General features: G+C 63.4%; 26 protein-coding genes. 12 read left to right on the plus strand and 14 right to left on the minus strand.

Translation table 11 applies throughout. The features are described 5' to 3' along the window. Positions 1–18: 18 nt before the first annotated feature. The 3 genes from CNX70_RS27235 to CNX70_RS27245 are packed head-to-tail and all read right to left on the minus strand — an operon-like array spanning position 19 to position 2933. On the minus strand, positions 19–1473 hold the full coding sequence (locus tag CNX70_RS27235) for an NAD(P)(+) transhydrogenase (Re/Si-specific) subunit beta (protein ID WP_071075223.1): 1455 nt from the start codon (positions 1471–1473) through the stop codon (positions 19–21). An 8-nt stretch (positions 1474–1481) separates the two neighbouring features. After that, positions 1482–1796 (minus strand): NAD(P) transhydrogenase subunit alpha part 2, encoded by a 315-nt coding sequence (locus CNX70_RS27240; protein ID WP_071075222.1) that lies wholly within the window; start codon positions 1794–1796, stop codon positions 1482–1484. Positions 1797–1820: 24 nt separating this feature from the next. Then, positions 1821–2933: a Re/Si-specific NAD(P)(+) transhydrogenase subunit alpha gene (locus CNX70_RS27245; RefSeq protein ID WP_096238109.1), complete on the minus strand. Its 1113-nt coding sequence runs from the start codon at positions 2931–2933 to the stop codon at positions 1821–1823. 410 nt (positions 2934–3343) lie between these two features. Between CNX70_RS27245 and CNX70_RS27250 the strand changes: the two genes are divergently transcribed. Then, a complete protein-coding gene (locus tag CNX70_RS27250; protein WP_096238110.1) occupies positions 3344–3823 on the plus strand; it encodes an NUDIX hydrolase in 480 nt (159 codons plus the stop codon). A gap of 41 nt (positions 3824–3864) precedes the next feature. After that, positions 3865–4986: a tRNA 2-thiouridine(34) synthase MnmA gene (gene mnmA, locus CNX70_RS27255; RefSeq protein ID WP_096238111.1), complete on the plus strand. Its 1122-nt coding sequence runs from the start codon at positions 3865–3867 to the stop codon at positions 4984–4986. On the opposite strand, the gene CNX70_RS27260 is transcribed toward mnmA, so the two are convergent. From CNX70_RS27260 to CNX70_RS27270, 3 genes are all read right to left on the minus strand, one after another. Continuing rightward, entirely contained in the window at positions 4983–5393 is a 411-nt protein-coding gene (locus CNX70_RS27260) for a response regulator (RefSeq protein ID WP_096238706.1), read from the minus strand. The two genes, mnmA and CNX70_RS27260, sit on opposite strands and share 4 nt — an antisense overlap. A 40-nt stretch (positions 5394–5433) precedes the next feature. Further along, on the minus strand, positions 5434–6207 hold the full coding sequence (locus CNX70_RS27265; RefSeq protein ID WP_096238112.1) for a 5'-3' exonuclease: 774 nt from the start codon (positions 6205–6207) through the stop codon (positions 5434–5436). Positions 6208–6278: 71 nt separating this feature from the next. Beyond that, positions 6279–6950 carry a glutathione S-transferase gene (locus CNX70_RS27270; protein ID WP_096238113.1) on the minus strand — a complete coding sequence of 224 codons (672 nt, stop codon included), beginning with the start codon at positions 6948–6950 and terminating at the stop codon, positions 6279–6281. Between the two features lie 165 nt (positions 6951–7115). Between CNX70_RS27270 and CNX70_RS29165 the strand changes: the two genes are divergently transcribed. The 6 genes from CNX70_RS29165 (at position 7116) to nagZ (ending at position 14112) form a co-directional block, all read left to right on the plus strand. After that, positions 7116–7244, plus strand: a complete 129-nt coding sequence (locus CNX70_RS29165; RefSeq protein WP_279629338.1) for a hypothetical protein — start codon at positions 7116–7118, stop codon at positions 7242–7244. Positions 7245–7286: 42 nt separating this feature from the next. Then, on the plus strand, positions 7287–8636 hold the full coding sequence (locus CNX70_RS27280) for an IS4 family transposase (protein WP_425269253.1): 1350 nt from the start codon (positions 7287–7289) through the stop codon (positions 8634–8636). Between the two features lie 3 nt (positions 8637–8639). Continuing rightward, entirely contained in the window at positions 8640–9662 is a 1023-nt protein-coding gene (locus CNX70_RS27285) for a YjgN family protein (protein WP_096238115.1), read from the plus strand. A gap of 3 nt (positions 9663–9665) precedes the next feature. Continuing rightward, on the plus strand, positions 9666–10676 hold the full coding sequence (locus CNX70_RS27290; protein WP_096238116.1) for a M48 family metallopeptidase: 1011 nt from the start codon (positions 9666–9668) through the stop codon (positions 10674–10676). A gap of 102 nt (positions 10677–10778) precedes the next feature. Then, positions 10779–12389 carry an FMN-binding glutamate synthase family protein gene (locus CNX70_RS27295; protein ID WP_096238117.1) on the plus strand — a complete coding sequence of 537 codons (1611 nt, stop codon included), beginning with the start codon at positions 10779–10781 and terminating at the stop codon, positions 12387–12389. Between the two features lie 181 nt (positions 12390–12570). Next, positions 12571–14112 carry a beta-N-acetylhexosaminidase gene (gene nagZ, locus CNX70_RS27300; RefSeq protein WP_096238118.1) on the plus strand — a complete coding sequence of 514 codons (1542 nt, stop codon included), beginning with the start codon at positions 12571–12573 and terminating at the stop codon, positions 14110–14112. Positions 14113–14157: 45 nt separating this feature from the next. Here nagZ and CNX70_RS27305 read toward each other — a convergent pair whose 3' ends face one another. Then, complete coding sequence (locus CNX70_RS27305; protein ID WP_096238119.1) at positions 14158–15147, minus strand: oxidoreductase; 990 nt, start codon at positions 15145–15147, stop codon at positions 14158–14160. 108 nt (positions 15148–15255) lie between these two features. Between CNX70_RS27305 and CNX70_RS27310 the strand changes: the two genes are divergently transcribed. Beyond that, positions 15256–16176 carry an AraC family transcriptional regulator gene (locus CNX70_RS27310; protein ID WP_096238120.1) on the plus strand — a complete coding sequence of 307 codons (921 nt, stop codon included), beginning with the start codon at positions 15256–15258 and terminating at the stop codon, positions 16174–16176. 35 nt (positions 16177–16211) lie between these two features. Here the strand turns inward: CNX70_RS27310 and CNX70_RS28650 are convergent, their stop codons facing one another. The 4 genes from CNX70_RS28650 to CNX70_RS27325 form a co-directional block, all read right to left on the minus strand. Next, entirely contained in the window at positions 16212–16373 is a 162-nt protein-coding gene (locus tag CNX70_RS28650) for a hypothetical protein (protein WP_167389727.1), read from the minus strand. Between the two features lie 70 nt (positions 16374–16443). After that, a complete protein-coding gene (locus CNX70_RS27315) occupies positions 16444–16719 on the minus strand; it encodes a hypothetical protein (protein WP_096238121.1) in 276 nt (91 codons plus the stop codon). Between the two features lie 9 nt (positions 16720–16728). After that, a complete protein-coding gene (gene feoB, locus CNX70_RS27320; RefSeq protein ID WP_096238122.1) occupies positions 16729–18630 on the minus strand; it encodes a ferrous iron transporter B in 1902 nt (633 codons plus the stop codon). A gap of 2 nt (positions 18631–18632) precedes the next feature. Then, positions 18633–18917 (minus strand): FeoA family protein, encoded by a 285-nt coding sequence (locus tag CNX70_RS27325; protein WP_071075209.1) that lies wholly within the window; start codon positions 18915–18917, stop codon positions 18633–18635. Positions 18918–19329: 412 nt separating this feature from the next. Between CNX70_RS27325 and CNX70_RS27330 the strand changes: the two genes are divergently transcribed. Together CNX70_RS27330 and CNX70_RS27335 are read left to right on the plus strand one after the other, a co-directional pair. After that, complete coding sequence (locus tag CNX70_RS27330) at positions 19330–19545, plus strand: (2Fe-2S)-binding protein (protein WP_071075208.1); 216 nt, start codon at positions 19330–19332, stop codon at positions 19543–19545. Between the two features lie 17 nt (positions 19546–19562). Continuing rightward, the gene (locus CNX70_RS27335; RefSeq protein ID WP_096238707.1) at positions 19563–20264 is read left to right on the plus strand and encodes an energy transducer TonB; all 702 of its coding nucleotides are present in this window, start codon (positions 19563–19565) and stop codon (positions 20262–20264) included. Between the two features lie 222 nt (positions 20265–20486). On the opposite strand, the gene CNX70_RS27340 is transcribed toward CNX70_RS27335, so the two are convergent. Next, complete coding sequence (locus CNX70_RS27340; protein WP_096238123.1) at positions 20487–21167, minus strand: Fe2+-dependent dioxygenase; 681 nt, start codon at positions 21165–21167, stop codon at positions 20487–20489. Positions 21168–21565: 398 nt separating this feature from the next. Between CNX70_RS27340 and bfr the strand changes: the two genes are divergently transcribed. Further along, the gene (bfr, locus tag CNX70_RS27345) at positions 21566–22042 is read left to right on the plus strand and encodes a bacterioferritin (RefSeq protein ID WP_034745609.1); all 477 of its coding nucleotides are present in this window, start codon (positions 21566–21568) and stop codon (positions 22040–22042) included. A 55-nt stretch (positions 22043–22097) separates the two neighbouring features. Here the strand turns inward: bfr and CNX70_RS27350 are convergent, their stop codons facing one another. Next, positions 22098–23426, minus strand: coding sequence for an MFS transporter (locus CNX70_RS27350; protein ID WP_096238124.1), 1329 nt, complete (start codon positions 23424–23426; stop codon positions 22098–22100). Beyond that, positions 23423–25297 carry an alpha-amylase family glycosyl hydrolase gene (locus CNX70_RS27355; RefSeq protein WP_244198974.1) on the minus strand — a complete coding sequence of 625 codons (1875 nt, stop codon included), beginning with the start codon at positions 25295–25297 and terminating at the stop codon, positions 23423–23425. The genes CNX70_RS27350 and CNX70_RS27355 overlap by 4 nt, the downstream gene beginning before the upstream one ends. Positions 25298–25312 lie beyond the last annotated feature (15 nt).

Consider the following 25312-nt stretch of genomic DNA (forward strand, 5'->3'; position numbering starts at 1 on the left):
GGTCGCTGCAAGCGGCATTTATTCGATCGCTTTCAGCATATCCTCGATCACCTTCTTGGCGTCACCAAACACCATCATCGTGTTCGGCTGGTAGAACAGTTCATTGTCCAGGCCCGCATAGCCGGAAGCCATCGAGCGCTTGTTGACGATGATGCTCTTGGCCTTGTAGGCTTCCAGGATCGGCATGCCGGCGATCGGCGATGTCGGATCTTTCGCCGCCGGGTTGACCACGTCGTTCGCGCCCAGCACCAGCACCACGTCCGTCTGGCCGAATTCGCCGTTGATGTCTTCCATCTCGAAGACCTGGTCGTACGGCACTTCCGCCTCGGCCAGCAGCACGTTCATGTGGCCCGGCATGCGCCCTGCCACCGGGTGGATCGCATACTTGACGGTGATGCCCTTGTGTGTGAGCTTTTCTACCAGTTCCTTCAACGAGTGCTGCGCGCGCGCCACTGCCAGGCCGTAGCCGGGCACGATGATGACGGTTTCCGCATTGCTCATGATGAAGGCGGCGTCGTCGGCCGAACCCGATTTCACGGGACGCTGTTCCTGCGCGCCGGCCACGCCTGCCGCCGGTGCAGCGCCACCGAAGCCACCGAGGATGACGTTGAAGAACGAGCGGTTCATGGCCTTGCACATGATGTACGACAGGATCGCGCCGGAAGAACCGACCAATGACCCCGCGATGATCAGCATCGAGTTATTCAGCGAAAAGCCGATGCCGGCCGCAGCCCAGCCGGAGTAACTGTTGAGCATCGACACCACCACCGGCATATCGGCGCCACCGATGGGGATGATGATCAGCACGCCCAGCGCAAAGGCGATGACGGTCATGACGATGAACGGCGTCCAGGCCGGCTCCACTCCGTCAGCGAAGCAGAACGCCAGGCCCAGGCCGACCATCAGCAGCGCCAGCACCAGGTTGAGCATGTGCTGGCCCTTGAAGCTGACGGGCGCGCCCTGGAACAGGCGGAACTTGTATTTGCCCGACAGCTTGCCGAAGGCGATCACCGAACCGGAGAACGTGATGGCGCCGACAAAGGTGCCGATAAACAGCTCGAAGCGGTTGCCGATGGGCAGCGCCTGGCCTTGCTGGGCGATATTGAAGGCCCATGGCTCGGACACGGCCGCCACGGCGATGCACACGGCCGCCAGGCCGATCAGCGAATGCATGGCCGCCACCAGTTCCGGCATCTTCGTCATTTCCACGGTTTTTGCCAGGTAGGCGCCGATGGCGCCGCCCGTGACGATGCCGATGATGACGAGGGTCAGTCCCATGCCGCCCGTTTGCTGCTCCTTCAGTTTCAGGATCAGCGCCACGGTGGTGACGGCAGCAATGGCCATGCCGCTCATGCCGAAGGCATTGCCGCGGCGCGCCGTCGAGGGCGACGACAGGCCTTTCAAGGCCTGGATGAAGCACACCGAGGCGATCAGGTACATCATCGTCACCAGATTCATGGTGACGAAGCTCATGGCGTGACTCATTCTTTTGCTCCTTGCTTGGCCTTCGGTTCTTTTTTGCGGAACATCTCGAGCATGCGCTGCGTGACGAGGAAGCCGCCGAACACGTTGACGGCGGCCAGCGCCACGGCCAGGGTGCCAGCCACCTGCGCCAGCGGGCCTTGCGTCAGGCCGGCCGCCAGCATGGCGCCGACGATGATGATGGCGGAAATGGCATTGGTGACGGCCATCAGCGGCGTGTGCAGCGCTGGCGTGACGGTCCAGACGACGTGGTAGCCGACATAAATGGCCAGCACGAAGATGATCAGGTTGGTGATGGTGTGACTGATTTCCATGATGTTGTTCTCTCCGGCGCCGCGTTATTTACGTAAGATTTCACTACCTGCGCACACCAGGCTGGCCTTGATGATTTCATCCTCGCGGTCGATCAGCAATTGATCGTCCTTGTCGATGATGAGCTTTAAGAAGTCCAGCACGTTGCGCGCATACAGGGCCGAGGCGTCGGCCGCCACCAGGGTCGCCAGGTTCGGCTCGCCCACGATATAGACGCCGTGCTTGATGACCGTCTTGCCCAGTTCTGACAGGGGGCAGTTGCCGCCCTGCTCGACGGCCAGGTCGACGATGACGGAGCCGGGCTTCATGGCTTTCACCGTTTCTTCGGAGATCAGCACGGGTGCGGCGCGGCCGGGGATCAATGCCGTGGTGATGATGATGTCGGCCAGTTTCGCCCGCTCATGCACCAGTTCGGCCTGGCGGCGCATCCAGTCGGCCGGCATGGCGCGCGCATAGCCGCCCGAGCCCTTGGCGATTTCCTTTTCTTCCTCGGTCAGGAAAGGTACGTCGAGGAATTTCGCGCCCAGCGACTCCACTTGTTCCTTGACGGGCGGGCGCACGTCGGACGCTTCGATGACGGCGCCCAGGCGCTTGGCCGTGGCGATCGCCTGCAAGCCCGCCACGCCCACGCCCATGATCAGCACGCGGGCTGCCTTGACGGTGCCGGCCGCCGTCATCAGCATGGGCATGAAGCGCTGGTAGGTATTGGCCGCCACCAGCACCGCCTTGTAGCCGGCGATATTCGCCTGCGACGACAGCACGTCCATCGACTGCGCGCGCGTGATGCGCGGCACGGCTTCCAGCGCGAAGGCGGACAGGCCGGCCGTCGCCATGGCGGCGATATTGTCCGCGTCAAACGGGTTCAGCATGCCGATCAGCACCGTGCCGCTGGCCATCAAGGCCCGTTCAGGGGCATCGGGGGCGCGCACCTTGAGCACGATGGCGCAAGCATAGGCTTCCTGGGCGCTGCCGATCTGCGCGCCGGCGGCAGCATACGCCTCGTCGGGAATCGACGCTTGCAAGCCTGCTCCCGCCTGCACGATGATCTGATGCTTGGCTGCCAGCTTCTTGACTGTCTCGGGCGTGGCTGCCACCCGCGTTTCACCAGGCCGTGTTTCGGCCGGTATGCCTATCCTCATGATGCCTCCGCTAATTGATAAACTGACTAGAATCTAACACGGAAAGCAGCGCGTTAAACGTTTGTGAACCAGCAACTTCTAGTTGTACGACACTAATTTCACCAGCATCGCCCAATTCGTTTCACCATGCGGCGCGGCGACCATATTGTGGAAATGTGTGTCAATCTCACCACAGTCGAGCCTGCGTGCGCGCTTGTTTTGACCACAGGGAAAGCCTATATTAGCGGGCGTTTCCTGCCATCATGGCTCCAAGCCCCCATGCTAGTGCGCTCCCCGGGAAAGACGTAAGTACCTCCCACCGCTATTTGCTAAAACGTTGTCATTTATCAATATGTCCGCGCAACAGAAGGCCGGGTTCAAACCGCGCGCGCAGAACAAGATAAAATGTCGGCTCTTTCAAGGATGGAATCATGCCGAGAATCTGGAAACCCTCTGTCACCGTTGCCGCCATCGTCGAGCGCGACGGCCTGTTTTTACTGATTGAAGAAGAAACCAGCGAAGGCATCAAGCTCAACCAGCCGGCCGGCCATCTCGATCCGTTCGAGTCGCTGGAACAGGCGGTGATCCGCGAAACGCTGGAAGAAGCGGCCTACGATTTCATCCCCACGGCACTGGTCGGCATGTACATGTCGCGCTATCAGTCGTTGCGCACGGGCGAGGACGTGACCTATTTGCGCTTCACCTTTTGCGGCACGGCCGGCGCCGAGCATGACCGCCCGCTGGACGAAGGCATCATCCGCACCTTGTGGATGACGCGCGACGAGCTGGCGGCATGCCAGGAGCGCCACCGCAGCCCCCTGGTGCTGCAGTGCGTGGACGAATACCTGGCTGGCCGGCGCGCGCCGCTGGCCCTGCTGCACACGCATGTGTCCGTTTTTAATAGTGCATAGACCCGCGCATGGCAATCATTTAAAAGTAACTGGAAAGCAAGATGAGCAAGAAGAAAGTCGTTATCGGCATGTCCGGCGGGGTCGATTCCTCGGTCGCGGCATGGATGCTGAAGGAACAAGGCTATGAAGTCATCGGCCTGTTCATGAAAAACTGGGAAGATGACGACGATTCGGAATACTGCTCCACGCGCCAGGACTGGATCGACGCGGCCAGCGTGGCCGACGTCATCGGCGTCGATATCGAAGCCGTCAATTTCGCCTCCGAATACAAGGACCGCGTATTCGCCGATTTTTTACGCGAATACCAGGCCGGCCGCACGCCGAACCCGGACGTGCTGTGCAACGCTGAAATCAAGTTCAAGGCCTTCCTCGACCACGCCATGAGCCTGGGCGCCGACCTGATCGCCACCGGCCACTACGCGCGCGTGCGCCAGGCGCCGACGGACGCTGGACGCTATGAACTGCTGAAAGCCGTCGACGCCAGCAAGGACCAAAGCTACTTCCTGCACCGGCTGAACCAGGCGCAATTGTCGAAAACCCTGTTTCCGCTTGGTGAAATCCCGAAAACGCAAGTGCGCCAGATCGCCGAACAGCTGGCCCTGCCGAACGCGCAGAAGAAGGATTCGACGGGCATCTGTTTTATCGGCGAACGCCCGTTCCGCGAATTTTTGAACCGCTACCTGTCCTACAAACCGGGCCCGATGAAGACGGCCGATGGCAAGACGGTGGGCGAACACGTGGGCCTGAGTTTTTATACCCTGGGCCAGCGCAAGGGCATCGGCATCGGCGGCGTGAAGTCGTACCAGAATGCCGATGGCAGCAGCGACGCCTGGTATGTGGCGCGCAAGGATATCGCCAACAACACCCTGTGGGTGGTGCAGGGCCATGACCATCCGTGGCTGCTGTCGCCCGCCTTGACGGCCGACCAGGCCAGCTGGGTCGCGGGCGTGGCGCCGCAAGCGGGCGCCCTGTCCGCCAAGACGCGCTACCGCCAGGCCGACGTGGCTTGCCAGCTGCTGCCGGAGGGAAATGAACACTTCAGCCTGGCGTTTGACCAGGCACAATGGGCCGTCACGCCGGGCCAGTCGGCCGTGCTGTACGACGGCGACGTGTGCCTCGGTGGCGGGATTATCGCCAGCTCAACGGGCCTGGCCGGCGTTTAAGTATTGCCTTGCGCAGCGGCGGCCAAGGCCTGCTGCTGCTTGCGCACCATGGCAATGACCGTATTGCGCACAGTTTTCAGGACCGTGTCGGCCATGAAGGGTTTCACGATGAAGCCCGATACGCCCATCGCATGCGCCGCCTGCAGCGAAGCGGCGTCGATGCCGCCCGAGACCATGAAAATGAGCGTTTTCGGATACTGGGCGCGGATGGTTTGCACCACATTCGTCCCGTCTTCCACCTGCTCGCGCGCGATGCACACGAAATGCGGGTGGTGCTTGACCAGCAGCGCCAGTCCCAGCGCGCTGGTATGCGTCTGCCCGCAGACATCGTAGCCGCCATCGGTCAGGACCGAATTCAGCAGACCGCGCGCCACGGCGCTGCTATCGATCAGGACTGTTTTTAACATCATGATTGCTTTCCTTGCTTGATTGTTCTTGCCTGGCGTTCTACTTTTCCCACGCGAGCTTGTTCCAGGTCACGCCCAACGTGACATCCGTTTTGAGCGCAACTAACTTTCTTGAAAGATACAGTATTTCCCGCTCTTTTCGCAGGCTTTCGCCCAGCGCACCGGGCAAAATCCCTGCGCCGGCCATCACGGCGTCGATATTGCCGTAACCGCGCAACAGTTTCGCCCCCGTTTTCAGGCCGATCTTCGACACCCCGGGGATGCTGTCGGTGACGTCGCCCATCAGCGCCAGCAAGTCGGGCAGCAGTTCCGGCGGCACGCCGAACTTTTTCTCGACCCAGGCACGGTCGTGCCAGATGCCCTTGAAATGGTCCCACACGAGCGCGCCGTGCGCGATCAGGCCATGCAAATCCTTGTCGGTGGTGGCGATGACGGCCGCGCCGCGCCCCTCGTGCAACCAGCGCATGACGGCCGTGCCGATCACGTCGTCGGCCTCCACTTCGGGAATGCTGACCACATGCATGCCGAAGCTGGCCAGGGTGGCGTAAAAGCCCGGCAAGGCGTCGCGCAGCACCTGCGGCATGGGCTGGCGCCCCTCGCGATAGCCCGCATACAGGGCGTGGCGCCAGGTCGGGCCGCCAAAGTCGAAGGCCGGCAGGATGTGCGTCGGCTCGTGGTCGTTGATGAGGGTGCGGAACGACGACAGCGCGTGGCGCAGCGCGATCTCCGCCTTCAGGTCGGAATCGGGTTCAGGACTGGCTTCGTAGACGCGGCGTACGATATTCAAGCCGTCGATAGCGAGGAGTCTGGCCATGCGGTAAGTGGATACTGGTTGAATCGGGCATTTTACCGTATGGTTCCCCGCACATAGCCCTTGAATGCCCCTTATTTGGCGAAATCGTAGGGCCCGCCCCGCTCGAGAGCCCGCTGGTAGGCCGGCCGCGCGTGGATGCGCTGCAGGAACGCCGTCAGCTTCGGCAGGCGCTCGTCGAGTCCGCCGCGCATGGCGGCCGCTTCCAGCGGAAAGCTCATCTGGATGTCGGCCGCCGTGAATTCATTGCCGGCAAACCATTTGGTGTTCTCCAGCTCCGCTTCCATGTAAGCCAGCTGGCTGTTGATATTGGGCAGGATGAAACTGCTCTTGACCTTGCTGGCGATGCCGCGCGCGATGGGCTTGACGAAAAACGGCATGGGCGACGATTCGACCTTGTCGAACACCAGCTTCATCAGCAGCGGCGGCATGGCCGAGCCTTCCGCGAAGTGCAGCCAGTAAGTCCAGCGCAGCTTCTCCGGCGTGCCCGCCGCCGGGATCAGGCGGCCATTGCCGTAGCGCTCGACCAAATACTCGATGATGGCGCCCGATTCAGCGATGGTGTGGGCGCCATCCGTGATCACGGGCGACTTGCCCAGGGGATGGACGGCTTTCAGGGAAGCCGGCGCCAGCATGGTTTTCGGGTCGCGCTGGTAGCGCTTGACCTCATATTCCAGGCCCAGTTCCTCGAGCAGCCAGAGCACGCGCTGCGAGCGCGAATTGTTCAGATGATGGACGACGATCATGGTGTTTCCCGTTAGGCGATGGTTGAGTTCCAGTATAGCCGGGACGGCCGGATCGGGCAGCGCATGACGATATACAAAAAGAAATTGCGAAAAACAGTATTTTCAATTGATAACTATTCCGTATTCCCTTATCTTGTTTTGTTTCCAATAAGTAAGGAAACCCCTGTGGATTTCGACACCAACAACACCACGCCCCAGCGCGAAGCCATTACCTTCAGCCATATCGTTATACACAAGTCGGCAGGCGTCCCACACGCAGCCCTGAAAGTCGTTAACTTTCAAGGACTTACCTGAGGGGCTTGTAAACTTTGCCGAGATCGCGTTTACTCTTTGACTTTGGGTGACGCATTGGTCAAGGTATCGAGCCGCTGGACGGAGCAAGAGTTTGCTGGACTGGACTTGGGCGATGCTCGCCTCGACAAACGAGCGAGAACACTGATGGAACGATTTACGGCAAAGCCGACGGCGAGCATTCCCGAAGCCTGCGACAGTTGGAGCGAAACCTGCGCGGCCTACCGCTTTCTCGGCAACGAGGATGTGTCTTGGGAGGCCATCCTGGCCCCGCATTGGGAGCGCACCCGCGAGCGCATGCAGGCCCATGCTGTCGTGCTGTGCATCCAGGACACGACCGAACTCGATTTCAACGGCCAGGAAGCGCAGGGGCTGGGGCCGCTGAACTATGAGGCACGGCGCGGCATGTACCTGCATCCGACCTACGCCGTCACGCCGGCGCGCGAACCGCTCGGCGTGCTCGATGCCTGGATGTGGGCGCGCGCGAAGCGTGGCAAGGACGGCGTGCGTCCCGGGCAGAAAGAAAGCGCGCGCTGGATTGAGGGTTACGAACGCGTGGCCGAGATGGCCGCGACGTTGCCTGGTACACGGCTGGTGTACGTGGCCGACCGCGAGGCCGACGTGGTGGCGTTGATGCGCCGTGCGCGCGACTTGGACACGCCGGCCGACTGGCTGGTGCGCGCCACGCACAACCGCAGTGTGGACGACGGCGAAAAGCTGTGGGAGCACACTTGCAGCGGCGCGGCACTGGGAGAAATCAGCTTCACCATGCCGGCCGGCGAAGATCAGAAGGCGCGTACTGTGCGCCAACAACTGTGGGCCCGGCAGGTCGAGATTGCCGACGGCAAAGGCGGACGCCTGGGCGTGACCTGCGTGGTGGCGCGCGAAGTGGGCGCGCCAGCCGGCAGCGAGCCGGTCGAATGGCGCTTGCTGACCAATCGGCCCATCGAGACGGTCGAGCAAGCCGTCGAATTGATCGAATGGTACCGGGCGCGCTGGGAGATCGAGATTTATTTCCATGTGATCAAAAATGGTTGCAAGGTCGAAGCGCTGCAGCTATCGGCCATCGACCGCATCGAGCGGGCGCTGGCCTTGTTCATGGTGGTCGCCTGGCGCGTCACCTATCTGATGCGGATGGGCAGGACCTGCCCCGATCTCGATGCCGCGCTGTTCTTCGATCCCGACGAGATTCGTGGCGCCCATTTGCTGACCAAGAAGAAGATGCCAGCCTCGCCGCCCACCTTGAACGAGATCGTCCGCCTGATCGCCCAAGTCGGCGGCTTCCTCGGCCGGAAAAGCGACGGAGAACCTGGCGTCAAAACCATCTGGCGCGGATTGAGTCAAGTTCACGCCGCAGCCGAAACATTACGCGCACTGCGCGATGGGCTTGGCTGACTTATGTATAACGATATGACCTTCAGCGCCACCGGCAGCGAATACTTCCGTATCTGGATCGTCAACCTGCTGCTGAGCATCGTCACCCTGGGTATTTATTCCGCCTGGGCCAAGGTGCGCCGCAACCGCTATTTCTATTCCAGCACCCATCTGGCTGGCAGCAGCTTCGAATACCATGGCAATGCCGTGGCCATCCTGAAAGGCCGCATCGCGGCCGTGGTGCTGATCGGCGGCTACAACATCGCCCTGCGTGTCTCGCCCATCGTGGGCCTGCTGATGTTCGTGCTGCTGGCCGCCATCCTGCCCTGGCTGGTATGGAAAAGCCTGCAGTTCAAGCTGTACAACACCAGTTACCGTGGTATCCGCTTCGGTTTCGGCGGCAGCGCCAAGGAAGCCTACAAGTATTTCCTGTGGCTGCCCATCCTGAATACCTTCACGGCAGGCTTGATGACGCCGTTTCTGCACCAGCGCCTGAAGCGCTTCCAGCACACGCAAAGCCGCTTCGGCACCAGCCAGTTCAGCTTTGACGCCACGGTCGGCAGCTTTTACAAGACGTACCTGCTGTTCTTCGCGCTGCTGCTGGGCGGCCTGCTGGTGCTCATTTTCGTCGTCTTCGGCAGCGTGTTTGCCTCGTTTGCAGCCCACGCCAACGATGCCACCAAGGTCGGCAGCCTGCTGTTTGCCATCGGTGCCTTGTACCTGTGGATGTTTACCGTGCTGCCCCTGTTCCTGACCATGATCCAGAACCTGATCTGGAACCACACACGCCTGCAGCAGCACCAGTTCCAGTCGCAGCTGACTTGGGGCCGCACCACCTTCATCATGCTGACCAACCTGCTGGGCGTCGTCGTCACGCTGGGCCTGTTCGCACCATTCGCCCACGTGCGCTGGCTGAAGTACCGCCTGGAGGCAACGTCGATGCTGGTGCACGGCAGCCTGGACGAGTTTGTCGCCGCCACGGGCCAGCAAGTGTCGGCCACGGGCGAAGGCATGGCCGACCTGCTGGACTTCGACCTGTCGATGTAAGCAATGAACGCCAACACGCAAGAAGAGCACGCCGCTCTGGCCGCCCGCTATTTCGACGGCCAGAGTTCGCACCTGTACCACGTGACACTGTCCGTGCGCGATGGCGTGGCCATGCTGGCGGGCGACATCGAGCGCAGCTGCCCGCTGGGCGAACTGCACGTATCCGAACGCAGCAGCCACGCCGTGCGCAAGGTCAGCTTTCCCGACGGCGCCTACCTGGAGATCGCCGACCAGGCGGCCTTCAACGCCATGCTGCATGACACGGGCCACCGCGACGGCTGGGTAGTGCGGCTGCAGCAAAGCTGGCGCGGCGCCCTGCTGGCCACGGTCGCCACCGTGCTGGCCCTATGGCTCAGCTATCAATACCTGCTGCCCGTGGTGGCGAAAGGCATTGCCTATGCGATTCCCCAGTCCGTGGAGCGGCAACTGGGCCAGGGCGTGCTCGATTTCCTCGACAGCCACGTGTTTGAAGCGAGCAAACTCGACGGTGCGCGCCAGCAAGCCTTGCGCAGCCAGTTCGCCCGCCTGGCCACGCCTGGCGACAGCACGCCCGCGCACCGCATCGTGTTCCGCAAGAGCAAGATCGGTCCGAACGCGTTTGCCCTGCCTTCCGGCGACATCGTGCTGACCGATGAAATGGTGGCACTGATGCCGGACGACGACGCCATCATGGGCGTGCTGGCGCATGAACTGGGCCACCTGCAGCAGCGCCACCTGACGCGGCGCCTGATCCAGACGTCGGCCGTGGGCGCCGGCGCGGCGCTGCTGTTCGGCGACGTGTCGACCGTGGTGGCGACCTTGCCGCCGCTGTTGCTGGACTTGAAGTATTCGCGCGATGTCGAGCGCGAGGCAGACGACTATGCGATCGCCATGCTGCGCCAGAACGGCATTGCGCTGGAACACCTGGCGCAAGTGTTTGTCGCCCTGGGCAAGCTGGACGAGGGTACGCCGTATCTGTCGAGCCATCCGGCCAGCACCGAACGGGTGGCCCGCATCCGCGCGGCACAACGGTAAGCCTCACGCGGCGTCCGCTGGGCGCCGCGCTCTTTCCCTCCAGCACGTTCCGCAAATCGAAGGTAGACTCGACAGTATCAGTCTGACTTCACCGGAGTGCCCATGCACCTTGTACCATTTCGCTACCTGACCTTCATTGCGACGGCCGCCATCTTTGTCCTGTCCCTGTTTTACTACGATCATTACTGGCTGCCCGTGCTGGCCGGTGCACTGACCCTGGTCGGCATCAGCGACCTGCTGCAGACCAAGCGCGCCCTGCGCCGCAACTACCCCATCCTCGCGCATTTCCGCTTTTTCTTCGAGAGCATCCGCCCCGAAATCCGCCAGTATTTCCTGGAAAGCGACAGCGAGACGACACCGTTTTCGCGCAGCCAGCGCAGCATCGTCTACCAGCGCGCCAAGGAGCAGACGGACAAGCGCCCGTTCGGCACCCAGCTCGACGTGTATGCAGCGGGCTATGAATGGATCAACCATTCCATCGCCCCCGCCAAGGTCACGGGCCACGATTTCCGCATCGAGATCGGCAACCACCCGGACTGCCCGCGCACCAAGCCGTATTCGGCCAGCGTCTTCAATATCTCGGCGATGAGCTTTGGCGCCCTGTCGGCCAACGCCATCCTAGCCCTGAATGGCGGCGCGCGCAGCGGCGGCTTCATGCACGACACGGGCGAAGGCAGCATCAGCCCCTACCACCGCGAAAACGGCGGCGACCTGGTATGGGAAATCGGCTCCGGTTACTTCGGCTGCCGCAACCAGGACGGCACGTTTTCGGAAGAACGCTTCATCGCCAACGCCAGCTCCGAGCAGGTGAAAATGATCGAGCTGAAAATGTCGCAAGGCGCCAAACCGGGTCACGGCGGCGTGCTGCCCGGCCCGAAAGTCACCATCGAAATCGCCACCACGCGCGGCGTGATGGTGGGCGAGGATTGCGTCTCGCCGGCGGCGCACAGCGCCTTTTCCACGCCGCTGGAAATGCTGCATTTTATCGACCGTCTGCGCACGCTCTCCGGCGGCAAGCCGACGGGCTTCAAGCTGGCCATCGGCCATCCGTGGGAGTTTTTCGCCATCGTCAAAGCCATGCTGGAAACGGGCATCACGCCCGACTTCATCGTCGTCGACGGCAGCGAAGGGGGCACGGGCGCGGCGCCGCTGGAATTCACGGACCATGTGGGCACGCCGCTGCAGGAAGCGCTGGTGCTGGTGCATAACACCCTGGTGGGCGCCAACCTGCGCGCGAAGATCAAGATCGGCTGCTCGGGCAAAATCATCACGGCCTTCGACATCGCCCGCCTGCTGGCGCTGGGCGCCGACTGGTGCAATTCGGCGCGCGGCTTCATGTTCGCGCTGGGCTGCATCCAGTCGCAAAGCTGCCACACGGACCGCTGCCCCACGGGCGTGGCCACACAAGACCCGCAGCGCCAGCGCGCGCTGGTGGTGTCCGACAAGATCGCCCGCGTGGCGCACTTCCACCAGAACACCATGAAGGCGCTGGCCGAACTGATCGCCGCCGCCGGCCTGGCGCACCCGCAGGAGCTGCGCCCGCATCACCTGGTGCGGCGCATCTCGCCGAACCAGGTGAAACTGGCCTCGGCCCTGCTGCCCTTCCTGGAAGCGGGCCAGCTGCTCGACCCGAGCCAGCTGCCGCAGCTGCCGCCCGTGTTCGGCCTGTACTGGCCCAAGGCTCAGGCGGTATCGTTCCAGCGCCTCGATTGATACGGCGTTTGCGCAAGTGGAGCAATACCACTTAATAACCACTTGCGCAAATATCCAAATCCAATACAATACCAAAACAAGTACAAAACCAAGGCAGCTTTTCCGGTGAACGCCACGACGCGCCACCACGGTGCCAGAATACGTATGTCGTCGTCACAATCAATACCGGAGGAGTTGCAGCATGGAGCAGGGTTTGCGCGAGAAAGTAGGACAGTTGTTCATGGTGGGCTTCGACGCCCTGCAGGCGGACGAGCATATCAAGACCTTGATACGCGAAAAGAAGGTGGGCGGCGTGATCCTGTTCCGCCGCAACGTGCACACGCCTGCGCAAGTGTCCGCGCTGTGCCGCGAACTGCAGGAAATCAATGCGGAAGTATCCGACATTCCACTGCTGATCTCCATCGACCAGGAAGGCGGCATGGTCATGCGCATCGAGCAGGGCGTCACGCCGATCCCCGCGGCGATGGCTTTCCAGGCGGCCGGCTCGGTGGAAGATTGCGAGCGCATGAACCAGATCAGCGGCGATGAAATGCGCCAGGTGGGCATCAACCTGCTGCTCGCGCCCGTGCTGGACGTGAACAACAACCGCAGCAACCCCGTCATCGGCGTGCGCGCGTATGGCGAGGATGCCGCCACCGTCATAGCCTACGGCATGGCCGCCATGCGCGGCCAGCGCGCCAGCGGCATGGCCGTCACTGCCAAGCACTTCCCCGGCCACGGCGACACGGCCATCGACACGCATTACGCCATGGCCCTGGTGCCACACGACAAGGAACGCCTGCGCGCCGTGGAACTGGCGCCCTTCCGCGCGGCCATTGCCGGCGGCGTCGACGCCATCATGACGGCGCACGTGGTCTTCCCCGCCTTCGAAGCCGACACCAGCGTGCCGGCCACCCTCTCCAAAGGCGTGCTGACGGACCTGCTGCGAGGTGAAATGCAATACCAGGGCGTCGTCATTACCGACTGCCTGGAAATGGCGGCGATTGCCGACGGCATCGGCATCGCCCAGGGCGCCATCGCCACCTTGCAGGCAGGCGCCGACATCGTCCTCATCTCGCACCGCGAAGCGCAGCAGACGGAGGCCATCGACGCCGTCATCGCCGCCGTGGAGCGCGGCGACATTGCGATCTCGCGCATCGACGCGGCTTGCGCGCGCGTAGCTGAACTCAAACGCAACCGTGCCGTGCGCGACTGGCGCGAGCGCCCCGTCGCCCCGCCGGCGCTGATGCAGCCGGCCGCCATGGCCCTGTCGCAGCTGCTGCAAAAAGCGGCACTGCGCGTGCAAGGTGCGTACCGCGCGCTCGACGCCAGCCTGCCCGTGACCCTGCTGACGGTGGAAGTGCGTTCGCGCAGCGAAATCGACGAAGTGGCACTGGGCCGCAACAAGGAAGCGCGCAGCTCGATGCTGCCGGCGCTCCTGGCGGCGGGCCTGGACGTGCGCGAATACGCCTTGTCGGCCGAAGCGCTGGACGAAGAGGTCAACCAGGCCATCGCCTTTGCGCAAGGCGCGCAGCAGATCGTGCTGCAAACGTATAACGCCATGTTCGTCGAGGGCCAGCGCCGCCTGGTCGAGGCCCTGCCGCAGGATAAACTGTGGCTGGTGGCGGGCCGCTTGCCGTATGACCTGGACCTGGCGCCCCACGCACAAGGCCGCCTGGCCGCCTTCGGCTGCCGCCCGGCCGCGCTGGTGCCGGTCGTGGAAAAACTGGCAGGCCAGGCGTAAAGCCACGCCGCCGTCATGCACATGCCGGGCACCGCCCGGCATTTTTTATGCCGCGCCGCAATCGAAGCGCACGCCCGTCATCTGCTCGCTGAGCGTCCATAGCCGGCGTGCCTGCGCGGGATCGGCGGCCCAGCGCCGCACGCCCGGCCCCGTGCTGTCGTCCGCCACCAGGGTGGCGATGTCGCAATCCTCGCAATACACGCCACCGATACCATCGAGCTGCGCGCTGGTGGCGCACCAGACGGCGGTGGCGGCGCCCTGCGCGACATTCTTGAAGCCCGAGTGCGGCGGCGGATTCACCTGGCCTGCGTCGTCCAGCGCGCCCACGCGGCGCAGGTCATCGAGGTCGAGGTGGCGCAGCAGCGGCGTCAGGATGGCGCCCGGATGCAGCGAGTAGGCGCGCACGCCGTGCGCTGCAGCGCGCCGGTCCAGCGCCACGGCAAACAAGGCATTGGCGCTTTTCGACTGCGCATATGCGCGCCACTTGTCGTACGGCTGATGCAGGAAATGCGGGTCGTCCAGGTCAACGCCTGCCTGCCGGTGTCCCAGCGACGACACGCACACCACGCGCGCGCCCTGCGCCCGCCGCAAGGCCGGCCACAAACCCGCCGTCAGCTGGAAATGCCCCAGGTGATTCGTCGCGAACTGCGCCTCGTAGCCGCGCGCATCGCGCAGCAGGGGCGTGGCCATGATGCCGGCGCCGTTGACCAGCACGTGCAGGGCGCGGCCGGTGGCAAGAAAGGCGGCGGCAAAACTGTCGATGGCCTGCGGATCGAGCAGGTCGAGCGCGGCGACCTCCACGCCGGCCATGCCATCCAGGGCCACTTGCGCCGGATGCGGATCGCGCGCCGGCACCAGTACACGGGCGCCAGCGCCGGCCAGCACACGCACCGTTTCCAGCCCCAGGCCCGACGCACCGCCCGTGACGATGGCCTGCATGCCGGACAGGTCGCGCCCGGCCAGCGCCTCGGTGGCCGTGGTGCGCGCGTCAAAACCGGAATGCAAGGGAGTTTGAAGGGTAGTGGTATGGGTCATGGCTGCCTGGGCGTGATGGATAAAAACCCATTGTGCGCGCCGAAACATGGACTGTGAATGGCGTAAAATCTTTAATACTATCGCCATCGTCCAGAATTGAAGCCCACCATGGATTTGCTCTCCGACGTACTCTCGCTATTTGATACGCGCAGTTCCTACTTTGCCGGCCTGAAGGCGGGCGGCGACTGGGCCATCGACTTTCCGCCGCCGGACGGCATCAAGTTCAACGCCGTCATCGAAGGCGGCTGCTGGCTGACCGTCACGGGCATCGACGCTCCCGTGCAACTGCGCACGGGCGACTGCTTCCTGCTGGCGCCGGGGCGCGCGTTTACCCTGGCCAGCACACCCGGCTTGCCGGCCGCGCCGGCGCTGGACGTGTACCGGCATGCGCAGCACGGCGTGGCCCACCACGGCACGCCGCAGCACGATTTTTTCCTCATCGGCGGACGCTTCAGCTTTGGCGACGAAGCGGCCATCCTGCTCGACTGCCTGCCGCCGCTGCTGCACGTGCGCGGCGATACGGACCAGGCCAGCGTGCTGCACTGGGCCTTGCAACGTCTGGCGCAGGAACTGCAGGCGACGGCGCCCGGCGCGGCGCTGATGACGCGCCACCTGGGCCACATGATGCTGCTGCAGATGCTGCGCCAGTATCTGGCAACGCAAGCGTCGCACCCGGCAGGCTGGCTGTTCGCGCTGGCCGATCCCCGCCTGCGCGCGGCCATCGAGGCGATGCATGCGCAACCGGCGCAGCGCTGGACCTTGGCGCAACTGGCCGCCGTCGCGGGCCAGTCGCGCTCCGCCTTTGCGCTGCACTTCAAGAACAGGGTGGGCGTGACGCCGCTCGACTACCTGCTACGCTGGCGCATGCGCCTGGCCACGCGGCGCCTGAAGGACAGCGGCGCACCCATCGCCGCAATCGCGCAGGCGCTGGGCTACGATTCCGACAGCGCCTTCAGCCATGCTTTCAAGCGCGTCATGGCCTGCTCGCCGCGCCAGTACCGGCTGCGCCATGCGGGCGGGCAGGCGTAAAAAAACCCGCATCTGCGGGTTTTGAAAATACAGGGTCAGGCTGTCGGCACAGGCGGCAGAGCTGCCACCGCCAGCAAGGCAAACGGCCCGAGGAACAGGCCGATACCGAACCAGACGCCGCCATTGCGCCCACGCCGGCTGGCCAGCAGCCAGGAGGCGATCGCAAACAAAAACATGAAGATCAACAGTATCGCCATTGCCACTCCTTGCCATGTGGAAAGCCCAGTGTAGCCCACGGGCGCACCCGTGCCTAGACGTATATCAGATCTAGCGCTGTACCTGCATCAGGATCACGCGCTTGCTGCTGCCGTCGGCCGGCGGCGTGGCCGATGGCGGCGGCGGACTGTCGCAGGAGCCGCAGGAACCGCAGCCGCTGCCGCAGCCGGGCGCCACCTTGAAGAAGGCTGACATTTTCGCCTCATCGAGGCCGCAGCGCACCAGGCCCCGCACGATGGCGCGGCGCACGCCCGCCGGCAGGTACTTGGTCGAAAAATGCAACAGCGCGGCTGCGACGATCAGGGCGACGATGAGGGTTTGCCACATGCTTTTCTCCTAAGCGCCCAGCATCAGGGCGACGCGATACGTGATGAACGAGGCGGCATACGCCAGCGCGAACATGTAGCCGGCCATCAGCAGCGGATAGCGCCAGCCCCCCGTCTCGCGTTTCACCACGGAGAGCGTCGACAGGCACTGCGGCGCGAACACATACCAGGCCAGCAAGGACAGCGCGGTGGCCATCGACCATGAATGGGCGATCAGCGGCTCCAGGGTGGTGGCCAGCGCGTCGCCCGTTTGCGACAGCGCATACACGGTGCCCAGGGCGCCGACGGCCACTTCACGGGCCGCCATGCCGGGCACCAGCGCGATGCAGATCTGCCAGTTGAAACCGATGGGCGCGAAGATCACTTCCAGGCCGCGGCCCAGGATGCCCGCCAGGCTGTAATAGATCGGCGGATGGATCGCGTTGTCCGGCGCGCCGGGGAAGGTGCTGAGGAACCACAGGATGATCATCAGGCTCAGGATGATGGTACCGACGCGCGTGAGGAAAATCTTCGCGCGCTCCCACAGGCTGACGGCCAGGTTGCGCAGGTGCGGCCAGTGGTAGGCCGGCAGTTCCAGCATCAGCGGCTGGTTGCCGCGCACGCCCATGCCGCGCTTCATGACCCAGGCCACGGCCATGGCCGAGATGATGCCGGCGAAGTACAGCACGAACAGCACCAGGCCTTGCAGGCTCAGATAGCCCCACACCTCGCGCTGCGGGATGAAGGCGGCGATGATCAGCGCATACACGGGCAAACGCGCCGAGCACGTCATCAGCGGCGCGATCATGATGGTGACGAGGCGGTCGCGCGGGTTCTGGATGGTGCGCGCCGCCATCACGCCGGGAATGGCGCAGGCAAAACTCGACAGCAGCGGGATGAAGGCACGGCCCGACAAGCCCACGCCGCCCATCAGCCGGTCCAGCAAAAAGGCCGCGCGCGGCAGGTAGCCGCAGTCTTCCAGGCTCAGGATAAAGAAGAACAGGATCAGGATTTGCGGCAGGAAGACCAGCACGCTGCCGACACCGCCGATGATGCCTTCCACCAGCAAGCTTTTCAGGTGGCCATCGGGCATGTTCGCCGTCAGCAGGGCCCCCAGGTGGCCCACGCCATCGGTAATCATTTCCATCGGCGTGGCGGCCCATGCAAACACGGCCTGGAAGATCAGGAACATCAGCACGGCCAGGATGAGGGGGCCGAACACGGGGTGCAGCACCACGTCGTCGATTTTTTCCGTCAGGTTGCCCGTGTCGCTGCTGTCATTGCTGACGGCGGCCAGGATGCGGCGCACTTCGCGCTGGGTTTCTTCGACGCTGACGGCATCGATGGCCGCCAGCGGTTTCGCTTCCACGGCCGGCAGGGGCAGCATGGCGTCGATGGCGTTCAACAGGGCTTTTTCGCCATCGTGCTGCACCGCGACGGTTTCCACCACGGGCATGCCCAGTTCCTGCGACAGCCTGGCCGTATCGATCAGCATGCCGCGCTTGCGCGCCACGTCCGTCATGTTCAGCGCCAGCAGCATGGGCAAGCCCAGGCGTTTGACTTCCAGCACCAGGCGCAAGTTCAGGCGTAAATTGGTGGCATCGACCACGCAGATGATGGCGTCCGGGCGCGGATCGCCCTTGCGCAATCCCCCCACCACGTCGCGCGTGATGGCTTCGTCGGGCGTGGTAGCCGACAGGCTGTAAGCGCCCGGCAAATCGAGCAGGCGCACGGGCGTGCCGGCGGGCGAAGTGAAATGGCCTTCCTTGCGCTCGATGGTCACGCCGGCGTAGTTCGCCACTTTCTGGCGCGCGCCCGTCAAACGGTTGAACAGGGCGGTCTTGCCGCAGTTCGGATTGCCCAGCAAGGCAATTTGTGGCTGATGCGGCGGCTTGTGCACGCCCGCATCGACGATAGTTTCGACAGCACCCATGGTTATTCCGGTTGAAGCAGCGGTTGAATCGTGATCAGCGCCGCTTCGAAGCGGCGCAGTGCGAACGTGGCATTACCCACCTTGATGGCCAGCGGGTCGCCGCCGGGAATACCGCGCTTGAGCATGCGGATATGTTCGCCGGGAACAAATCCCAGCTCCATCAAGCGGCGGGCGAGGTCCACGCCATCTTCCGTCTGTCCTGCCGTGTGGGGCGTGATATGCAACACCGTGCCGCTTTGGCCGACTGCCAGCGCGTCGAGCGTCATCAAGGGTGGAACTAGAGTCATGAGCAAATTCCGTTCAAATTAAGAACACCGGGACAAACTGCTGCGCGTGGCGCATCGCGTTTGACTGGGGTGTTGTGAGGTAAAACGCAACTGTTGCGCATTACCGACAAGCGGCCTTTCAAACTGTCCGGACGGCGACCGTCCGAGACAATACCAGCATTATAAACATGAATGCGAATTGTTTTTATTTAGCCCGGAGAGTGGCCCCTGTCAAGGGCTACGCCATGCGCACGCAGGCCATATCCACACGCCGCGCCCAGCCGCCAGGCGCCGCACACTTGAGCAAAATCGCTTGCATTGTCCCTCGCTTTGCGCGACAATGAAACGTAATGATAATGATTCTCATTAAAACACTAGCAACAATGCTTCAAAGCACTAGTGTCTGTTCATCCTCCAGCCAGAAGGTGTAGCTATGATTGTATGTGTCTGCAACAACATATCTGATCGTGAAATCCGTCAAGCCGTCGATCTTGGCCTGTCCAGCATGGCCGAACTGCGCCGCGACCTGGGCGTGGCCACCTGCTGCGGCAAATGCCATACCTGCGCGCGGGAGGTGCTGAACGATCACCTGAGCGCCACCGTAGTGCTGCAAGAAACCGTATTGATGCGAGCTGTACTGACAAACTAAAGAAAGCGATGAACGCCATGACGATGATGCCCCCGCCCGTAACGGTGCAGGCCGTGCAGCAATTTGCCGACTTCGACAAGAAGCGCAACAAATTCGCGCCGCTGATGGCCATCCTTGTCCTGCATCTCGCCGGCTTTTACGCCATCCAGAGCGGCTTGCTGAGCCGCGTCGTCACGGCGGCCATGCCGACCATCACCACCATCAGCATCATCGCCCCGCCGGCGCCACCCAAGCCGCCGGCACCGTCGGTGCCGAAAACCGTGGAACTGAGTGCTCCCGTGCCGCGCGCCGTCATCCCGCCGCTGCCGCTGATCGCCGTGGCACCGAGCGAACCGACGATCACGCCGCCGCAGCCGACGCGCGCCGAAGCTGCCCCCGTGGCCACTGCGGCGCCGACTGCGCCAGCCGCACCGTCGCCGACGCCACCGGCGCCGTCCACGCCGCGCACCGTCAGCAGCGTCGAATACATCAAGGCACCGCAACTGATCTACCCGAATTTGTCACGCCGCCTGGGCGAAAGCGGCACCGTGGTATTGCGCATCCTGATCAATGAAAAGGGTTTGCCGGAGCAAATCCTGGTCCATAAATCGACCGGCTACGGCAACCTTGATGAAGCGGGCCGCCAGGCGGCGCAGCGCGCGCTGTTCAAGCCGATGATCGAAAACGGCAAGCCCGTGCCCGTCTACGTTTTAGTACCGCTGACCTTCCAGCTGAGCTAGCCTTCCGGCGGCCTTCGCGCCGCTGCCAGCCCGCAAGCACCGCACCCTGTGCCCTGCTTGCTTTTTTGCGCCCTGTTTTCTGTACCAGTCAAGCAACTGCTTGTTTCAGTCTGCCAGCCTACATCCCCGGGCCAGGCAGACTTTTTTTTGCCGGTGCTTCACGCAGTATCGTAGGTCGGATTAGCGCAGCCAAAGGCCACGCGTAATCCGACACCGCCACGATCACATCTCCGCCCACATCCGCAGCAGGTTGTGATAATGCCCCGTCAGCCCCACCGTCGCGGGCGAATCGCCGTGTTCTGCGCGCACGCTCTGGATGTTCTGATCGAGCTCGAACAGCATGCTGCGTTTCCAGTCCTCGCGCACCATGCTTTGCGTCCACAGGAAGGAGCAGATGCGCTCGCCGCTGGTGACGGGCAGCACCTGATGCACGCTGCTCGAGGGATACACGATCACGTCGCCGGCCGGCAGTTTTACCTCATGCGTGCCGTAGGAATCGACCACCACCAGCTCGCCGCCTTCGTACTCGTCCGGCTCGCTCAGGAACACGGTCGAGGAGACGTCGGCGCGCATCGACTGCAGACCGTTTTTCGGCGTGCGGATGGCGCCGTCGATATGCAGGCCATAGTGCTCGCCGCCCGCATAGCTGTTGAAGAACGGCGGCAAGATGCGCAGCGGCAGCACGGCGGCAAAGAACAGCGGATTGGCCATCAGCGCGCGGCTGACGATCTCGCCCAGCTCCAGTGCCAGCGGCGAACCTTCGGCCAGCTGGCGGTTGCGCTTGACCTGCGCCCCTTGCGCCCCGACGCTGGCACGCCCGTCGACCCAGTCCGTTTGCGCCAGGCGCTGGCGAAACTGCGTCACCTGTTCCGGCGTCAGCACGCCGGGTATATGCAGCATCATCTTGCTATCCTTTTCAGTAAAAATCGCTGCCTGATTATCGCATCGCCGGCAGCGGCCAAGAAGACACAAAAGCAAGAACGGAGCAACATTTCCCGCCTTTTCAGCGCAGCCAAATAGCAGCATGAACGCGAATGAGAATGGCCTGCATTTTCCTTAACAAATAAAAAACGGGAAAATGTGGCAATCCATTTGAGAATGGGTTTTATTCGCACGATATTTAGGTTAAAAAGACGGAAAGACACCGTTTCGCAGCAAAAAACGCCCATATTTTGCGCTATCATGCGGGCATAGCGAAACCGGCAACCTGCGCGCCACCAGGCAGCCCTGCGCCACCCGGCAGTGAACGCCAGCAGCCTGCGGTTTCATCATCGAACGCGACACAGAACAAAGGAATTCCCATGAAGGGCGATAAAGAAGTCATCCGCATGCTCAACGCACAGCTCACCAACGAACTGTCGGCCATCAACCAGTACTTCCTGCATGCGCGCATGTACAAGCACTGGGGCCTGGAAAAGCTGGGCAAGAAGGAATACGAAGAATCGATCGGCGAAATGAAACACGCCGACAAGCTGATCGACCGCATCCTGATGCTCGACGGCCTGCCTAACCTGCAAGCGCTGCACAAGCTGCTGATCGGCGAGAACACGCCGGAAATGCTGGAATGCGACTTGAAGCTGGAGCGCGCCGCGCACGCCACCGTCAAGGAAGGCATCGCCATCAGCGAAAAAGCGGGCGACTACGTTTCGCGCGACCTGTTCCTGATGATCCTGGAAGACACGGAAGAGCATATCGACTGGCTCGAAACGCAGATCGACCTGATCGCCAAAGTCGGCATCCAGAACTACCTGCAAAGCCAGATGGCGATTGAAGAGTAATCGTTTCGCAGCATCGTAAAAAAACCGGCAATTGCCGGTTTTTTTACGTCCGTCCTCAAGTCTTTGTGGCCTGCTGCGGGCGCAGCTTGACGAACAGCACCGCCACCGCCGCACACAGCAACAGGGCGCCGGCCAGCCGGATGACGTTTTCCGGATTGCCGCCCAGCCAGCTGCGATAGTACAGGGGCAGAGTAAATATCTGGATGATCATCGGGATGACGATGAACATGTTGAAGATGCCCATGTAGACGCCCGTGCGCTCGGGCGGAATGCAGCCGGCCAGCATGATGTAGGGATTGCCCATGATGCTGGCCCAGGCCAGGCCCACGCCCAGCATGGGCAGCAACAGCAGCGCCGGGCTGTGGATCAGCGGGATGCTCAGCATGCCGATACCGGCCGCGCACAGGCACAGGCTGTGCATGCGCTTGGGGCCGAAACGCCGCGTGAACGGCACCAGCGCAAAGGCGGCGATAAAGGCGACGAAATTGTAGAAGGCGCCCACCTGCCCGTTCAGCAGGCCCGCGTCGCGAAAGCCTTGCGACGCCGGGTCCGTCGTGTGGAACAGGGTCGCCGCCAGCGACAGCGCAATGTACTGCCAATAGCAGAACATGGCGTACCACTGGAACAGGTTGACGAGGGCCAGCTGCTTCATCGTCGGCGGCATCTCGCGCAGGGCCGCGCCGATATCGGCCAGCGTATGGCGCCAGCCCGGCGGGCGGCTGCGGATGGCCGCCAGCTCGCTGGCAGTGAGCGGGTTTTCCGGCGTCGTCTTCAGGGTCCACAGCACCGAGGCCAGCGAGAACACGGCACCGATCAGGAAGGCGGCGATGACGATGTGCGGGATATGGCTGCCATTGACGGCATCCTTGTTCATGCCCAGCATGACCAGCAGCGATGGCGTCAGGTAAGCCAGCGTTTGCCCCAACCCCGTAAACGCACTTTGCGTGAGAAAGCCCAGCGAATGCTGCTTCTTGTCGAGCTTGTCGCTGACGAAGGCGCGGTACGGCTCCATCGTCACGTTGTTCGCTGCGTCGAGTATCCACAGCAGGCTGGCGGCCATCCACAGGGTGGGACTGAAGGGCATGGCCAGCAAGCCCAGGCTGCACAGGATGGCGCCGATCAGGAAGTACGGCGTGCGGCGGCCCCAGCGCGTCACCGTGCGGTCGCTCATGGCGCCGATCAGCGGTTGCACGAGCAGCCCCGTCATGGGACCGGCCAGCCACAGGTACGGCAGGCTCGCTTCATCAGCGCCCAGGTATTTGTAGATGGGGCTCATGCTGCTTTGCTGCAACCCAAAGCTGAACTGGATGCCGAAAAAACCGACATTCATGTTGACGATCTGCCAGAACGACAGATGCGGACGGTGCGTGCTGGCGTCGCTCATGGCTGCTCCCGATCTTGCTCCCGCTCCAGCCACAACATATGCCAGGGTTGCAGGCCCACCGTGCCGGCCAGCACGCTGCCATCGAGGCAGCTGCGCCACTCGCCTGCGGGCAAAGTGAAACGCTGGCTGGCGCCGCTGAAGTTGCTCAGGTTGAGAAAGGCGTCGCCGCGCAGCAGCGCCAGCACGGCCGGCGTGTCGGCGGGCAGCACGCTGCGCGGCGCGGCGGCGGTCAGGGCAGGCAAGCGCCGGCGCACGTCGATCAGCTGGCGCAGCGCCGGATACAGCCGGCCGCTGGCGCTCACGCCATCGTGGCGCCATGCCAGCAGGCTGTCGTCGAACGCGGGACGCTGCAGCCAGCGGCTGTCCATCGCCCGGTCGGCGCGCTGCGTGTAGCTGTGATCGTTGGTCATGCCCAGTTCATCGCCCATGTACAGCACCGGCAAGGCGCCAAAGCTCAAGGCCAGGCCATGCAGCAGCAGCAGGCGCCGCAATGCATATTCCTGCTCCTGCACCGTGGTGGCGCTTTCCAGGCCGGCCAGCGAGGCGGCCATGCCGTTGCTGCCATGCGCCTTGTCGGCACTGCTGCTCTGGAAGGCGGCGCCGCGCGCATAGCTGCCGGGCGCACCGGCAAAGAAGCGGGCGATGCGCGCCAGGCGCGCCGGCCCGTTCGCACCCGCTTCGTTGAGCAGCACGTTCCAGCCGATGTCGTCGTGGCAGCGCACATAACTGAGCCAGCTGGCGGCCGGTGGCAACGGCGGGGTGGCGGCGATCACCTGCTGCAGCAAGTCCGTGCTTTCCTCGGCCAGCGCGCCCCAGCCGGCGGCCATCAGGCTGCTGTGATAAGCGATATGGCATTCGGGCGCGGCATCGCTGCCAAAGTAGGCAGGCAGCTTGGGCGTGGGCACGATGGCTTCGGCCTTGAGCAGCGCACCCGGCGCGACGAGGGCGGCAATCGCCCGCAAGGCTTGCAGCAGGCTGTGGGCTTCGGGCTGGTTCATGCAATCGCTGCCTTCGCGCTTCCACAGGAAGGCCGTCGAATCGAGGCGGAACACCTCGATGCCCTTGTTGGCCAGGCCCAGCATGGCGCCGGCCATGGCCGCGAAGACGGCCGGATTGGCGTAGTTCAAATCCCATTGATACGGATAGAACGTGGTCCAGACCCAGCGCTGGAGCTCCGGCACGAAGGTGAAATTGCCGGGCGCCGCCTGCGGGAAGACCTGGCCCACGGTGCGCTCGTAGCGGTCCGGCTGCACGCGGTCGGGATAGGTATGGAAAAAATCGCGCAGCAGCGGGTCGCCCGCCTTGGCGCCAATTGCCCATGCATGGTCGTCGGCCACGTGGTTGAGGATCAGGTCCGAGCACAGGCTGATGCCGGCCGCGCGCAGCTGCGCCGTCAACGCCAGCAAGTCGGCATTGCTGCCCAGTGCGGGGTCGACTTCCTCGAAGCTGGCGACGGCAAAGCCGCCATCGCTTTCGCCGGCGCGCGCACGCAAAAAGGGCAGCAAATGCAGATACGTCACGCCCAGTTCACGCAGGTGGGCAATGCGTTCGGCCACGCCTTGCAGGTTGCCGCCGAAGCGCTGCACATACGCGCTGTAGCCCAGCATGGACTGGCTGGCAAACCAGTCCGGCTGCGCTTCGCGCTGCGCATCTTGCCGCCGCAATTCGGGCGCGCGCGCCGCGTACAGCCGGCCCACGCTTTCCATCAGGTCGCCCAGCCAGGGCAGGAAGTCCGGCCGCTGGCCATACAGGCTGCCCAGGCGGTCGAGCAAAACCGCCTCCTGGCGCGCATAGCGGCGCGCCGCATCGGCGCGCAAGTGCGTGGGGAGCGGCGCCAGCAGGCGCGCCAGGGGGCTGCGTATCGACATCATGAATCCTATCCTTGC

The sequence above is a fragment of the Janthinobacterium svalbardense genome (assembly GCF_002327145.1).
GTDB classification, from domain to species: Bacteria; Pseudomonadota; Gammaproteobacteria; order Burkholderiales; family Burkholderiaceae_D; genus Janthinobacterium; species Janthinobacterium tructae.

Bases quoted from the DNA above. Each gene is read 5' to 3' on its own strand.
- CNX70_RS27235 (WP_071075223.1), bottom strand. From the start codon at position 1,473: ATGAGCTTCGTCACCATGAATCTGGTGACGATGATGTACCTGATCGCC.
- CNX70_RS27240 (WP_071075222.1), bottom strand. From the start codon at position 1,796: ATGGAAATCAGTCACACCATCACCAACCTGATCATCTTCGTGCTGGCC.
- CNX70_RS27245 (WP_096238109.1), bottom strand. From the start codon at position 2,933: ATGAGGATAGGCATACCGGCCGAAACACGGCCTGGTGAAACGCGGGTG.
- CNX70_RS27250 (WP_096238110.1), top strand. From the start codon at position 3,344: ATGCCGAGAATCTGGAAACCCTCTGTCACCGTTGCCGCCATCGTCGAG.
- mnmA (WP_096238111.1), top strand. From the start codon at position 3,865: ATGAGCAAGAAGAAAGTCGTTATCGGCATGTCCGGCGGGGTCGATTCC.
- CNX70_RS27260 (WP_096238706.1), bottom strand. From the start codon at position 5,393: ATGTTAAAAACAGTCCTGATCGATAGCAGCGCCGTGGCGCGCGGTCTG.
- CNX70_RS27265 (WP_096238112.1), bottom strand. From the start codon at position 6,207: ATGGCCAGACTCCTCGCTATCGACGGCTTGAATATCGTACGCCGCGTC.
- CNX70_RS27270 (WP_096238113.1), bottom strand. From the start codon at position 6,950: ATGATCGTCGTCCATCATCTGAACAATTCGCGCTCGCAGCGCGTGCTC.
- CNX70_RS27285 (WP_096238115.1), top strand. From the start codon at position 8,640: ATGTATAACGATATGACCTTCAGCGCCACCGGCAGCGAATACTTCCGT.
- CNX70_RS27290 (WP_096238116.1), top strand. From the start codon at position 9,666: ATGAACGCCAACACGCAAGAAGAGCACGCCGCTCTGGCCGCCCGCTAT.
- CNX70_RS27295 (WP_096238117.1), top strand. From the start codon at position 10,779: ATGCACCTTGTACCATTTCGCTACCTGACCTTCATTGCGACGGCCGCC.
- nagZ (WP_096238118.1), top strand. From the start codon at position 12,571: ATGGAGCAGGGTTTGCGCGAGAAAGTAGGACAGTTGTTCATGGTGGGC.
- CNX70_RS27305 (WP_096238119.1), bottom strand. From the start codon at position 15,147: ATGACCCATACCACTACCCTTCAAACTCCCTTGCATTCCGGTTTTGAC.
- CNX70_RS27310 (WP_096238120.1), top strand. From the start codon at position 15,256: ATGGATTTGCTCTCCGACGTACTCTCGCTATTTGATACGCGCAGTTCC.
- CNX70_RS28650 (WP_167389727.1), bottom strand. From the start codon at position 16,373: ATGGCGATACTGTTGATCTTCATGTTTTTGTTTGCGATCGCCTCCTGG.
- CNX70_RS27315 (WP_096238121.1), bottom strand. From the start codon at position 16,719: ATGTGGCAAACCCTCATCGTCGCCCTGATCGTCGCAGCCGCGCTGTTG.
- feoB (WP_096238122.1), bottom strand. From the start codon at position 18,630: ATGGGTGCTGTCGAAACTATCGTCGATGCGGGCGTGCACAAGCCGCCG.
- CNX70_RS27325 (WP_071075209.1), bottom strand. From the start codon at position 18,917: ATGACTCTAGTTCCACCCTTGATGACGCTCGACGCGCTGGCAGTCGGC.
- CNX70_RS27330 (WP_071075208.1), top strand. From the start codon at position 19,330: ATGATTGTATGTGTCTGCAACAACATATCTGATCGTGAAATCCGTCAA.
- CNX70_RS27335 (WP_096238707.1), top strand. From the start codon at position 19,563: ATGACGATGATGCCCCCGCCCGTAACGGTGCAGGCCGTGCAGCAATTT.
- CNX70_RS27340 (WP_096238123.1), bottom strand. From the start codon at position 21,167: ATGATGCTGCATATACCCGGCGTGCTGACGCCGGAACAGGTGACGCAG.
- bfr (WP_034745609.1), top strand. From the start codon at position 21,566: ATGAAGGGCGATAAAGAAGTCATCCGCATGCTCAACGCACAGCTCACC.
- CNX70_RS27350 (WP_096238124.1), bottom strand. From the start codon at position 23,426: ATGAGCGACGCCAGCACGCACCGTCCGCATCTGTCGTTCTGGCAGATC.
- CNX70_RS27355 (WP_244198974.1), bottom strand. From the start codon at position 25,297: ATGATGTCGATACGCAGCCCCCTGGCGCGCCTGCTGGCGCCGCTCCCC.